This is a genomic window from Mesorhizobium sp. M7A.F.Ca.CA.002.09.1.1, from assembly GCF_003998555.1.
GTDB classification, from domain to species: Bacteria; Pseudomonadota; Alphaproteobacteria; order Rhizobiales; family Rhizobiaceae; genus Mesorhizobium; species Mesorhizobium ciceri.
Map to the genome: position 1 here is coordinate 1 of NZ_RZRR01000865.1, position 2,354 is coordinate 2,354.

A 2,354-nucleotide genomic window follows, 5' to 3' on the forward strand; every position below is an offset into this window, starting at 1 on the left:
TCCGGCACACTGTCCGGCGGCGAACAGCAGATGCTGGCGATGGCGCGTGCACTCTGCCTCGAACCGCAGGTGCTATTGCTCGACGAGCCGACCGAAGGACTGATGCCGTCGATGATCGCCAAGATCCGCGAGACGGTGTCGACGCTGCGTGACATGGGCGTGTCGACCATCCTGGTCGAACAACGGGTCGATGCAGTGCTTTCTGTCGCCGACCGCGTTGCTTTCGTCGAAAACGGCCGCAACCGCGAGACGGTCGATGTCGAGGAATTGCGCGCCGACCCGTCGGCGGTGCGCCGTTATGTCGGCGTGGGTTGATCAGCCGAAGAACAGAAAACCCGCTACCAAAAATGTCGGGATCAGCACCAGGCCCGACCATGCCATATAGCCAAAAAAGCCCGGCATCTTCACGCCGCGATGTCGGGCGATGGCGTAGACCATGAAATTCGGCGCATTGCCGATATAGGTGTTGGCGCCCATGAACACCGCGCCGGCCGAGATCGCGGCAAGCGTCGAAGCGAACTCCGTCATCAGGTGCCGGGGGTCACCGCCGGCAAGCTCGAAGAACACCAGATAAGTCGGCGCATTGTCGAGGAAGGATGACAGCGCCCCGGTCAGCCAGAAATAGGCGAGATCGTTGGGCTGGCCGGAGGAAGAACTCACAAGCGACACCAGCGGCGCCAGCGCACCCTCATGGCCTGCCCTGAGGATGGCGATGACCGGCACGATGCAGATGAAGATGCCGGCAAACAATTTGGCCACCTCTGCTATCGGACCCCAGTTGAAGCCATTGGCCTCGCGGTATTCCTTGCGCGAAATGACAAGTGAAACGAGGGCGAGCGCCAGGATCATGGCGTCGCGCACCAGGTTCTGCAGTTCCAGGCTGACGCCGAACACGGAGAAGCTGACGCCCGGCTTCCAAGCCGCCGATAGCAGGATGGCGCCGATCCCCCCCGCCAGCAGCGGAAGGTTGGCCAGGCCGCGCAGGCGCACCTTGGTATCCGGTGTCGGGTCCTTGATCTTCGGCGCGCCAGCCTCGCGCCGGTGCAGGATGATGTCGATCACCAGAAAAATGCCCAGCACGACACCGCCGACGAACAGCGTCTCGCGCCAGAGGTTCGTCGTCGTCCAGAAGAAGTCGACGCCGCGCAGGAAGCCGACGAACAGCGGCGGATCGCCAAGCGGCGTCAGCGAGCCGCCGATGTTGGACACCAGGAAGATGAAGAAGATGACGACATGGGCGTTGAACCGCCTGTTATCGTTGGCGCGGATGATCGGCCGGATCAGGATCATCGAGGCACCGGTCGTGCCGATCACCGAGGCCAGCAGCGCGCCGACCAGCAGCAGGCCGGCATTCACCAGCGGCGTGCCGTGAATGTTGCCGGCAAGGAGAATGCCGCCGGAAATGGTGAACAGCGCAAACAGCAGGATGATGAACGACATGTATTCGGTGAGCAACGCATGCAGCACCGCTTCGGTCGCTGTGGGGACACCGAAGGCGACCGCCAGCGGCAGGACCACCAGAGCGCCCCAAAGGGCCGCGATCTTGCCGTAGTGATGCTCCCAGACATGAAGAAACAGCAGCGGACCAGTGGCGATCGACAACAGCAGCCCGGCAAAGGGCAGCGCCCACCACAGCGACATCGAAGCGCCGGGCAGGCCGTGTTCCTCCGCCCCGAAAGCCTGTGCCGGAAACAGCACGGCCACGACGATTGCCGCCTTCGTCGCGACCCACAAAAAGCCCCTCTTGCGCCTCACGATCCGTCAGTCCGACAAAGGGTCTTCGAGCCTCACGCCGGCGTCGCGCATGCGCTGCAGCGTGGCATGGAGCGAACCGTTGAGATCGATGCCGCGGCAGGCATCCAGCCGCACTGTGGTTTTGAAGCCCTGGCTGACGGCATCCAGCGCCGAAAAGCCGACGCAGAAATCGGTCGCCAGCCCGACCAGGGTCAGCGTGTCGATGCCGCGCTCCCGGAGGTAGCCGGCAAGGCCGGTCTGGGTCGTGCGGTCGTTCTCGAAGAAGGCCGAGTAGCTGTCGATATCAGGCCGAAATCCCTTGCGAATGACGAGCTCGGCCTTGGTCCAGGCGAGGCCGGAATGGAAATCCGAGCCCAGGCTGCCCTGGATGCAGTGGTCCGGCCACAGCGTCTGCTGGCCGTACGGCATTTCGATCATGGTGAAGGGCTGCGCGCCCGGATGGCTGGAAGCAAAGCTGGAGTGACCGGCGGGATGCCAGTCCTGCGTCAGCACGACATGGTCGGTTCGCCGGATCAGGTCGTTGACCAGCGGCACGATCTCGTCGCCGCCGGCAACCGCCAGCGCGCCGCCGGGACAAAAATCGTTCTGCAGGTCGATGA

The 2,354-nt window shown here is 63.7% G+C and carries 3 protein-coding genes; 1 reads left to right on the top strand and 2 read right to left on the bottom strand.

The genetic code is table 11. The features are described 5' to 3' along the window. A partial coding sequence (locus EN994_RS27495; RefSeq protein WP_127307969.1) for an ATP-binding cassette domain-containing protein occupies window positions 1-315 on the top strand: 315 nt, incomplete at its 5' end. Here the strand turns inward: EN994_RS27495 and EN994_RS27500 are convergent. Both EN994_RS27500 and pncA read right to left on the bottom strand, forming a co-directional pair. Beyond that, a complete protein-coding gene (locus tag EN994_RS27500) occupies window positions 316-1,734 on the bottom strand; it encodes a sodium:proton antiporter (protein WP_127307970.1) in 1,419 nt (472 codons plus the stop codon). A 27-nt stretch (window positions 1,735-1,761) separates the two neighbouring features. Further along, entirely contained in the window at window positions 1,762-2,352 is a 591-nt protein-coding gene (gene pncA / locus EN994_RS27505; protein ID WP_245466093.1) for a bifunctional nicotinamidase/pyrazinamidase, read from the bottom strand. Between the last annotated feature and the right edge of the window lie 2 nt (window positions 2,353-2,354).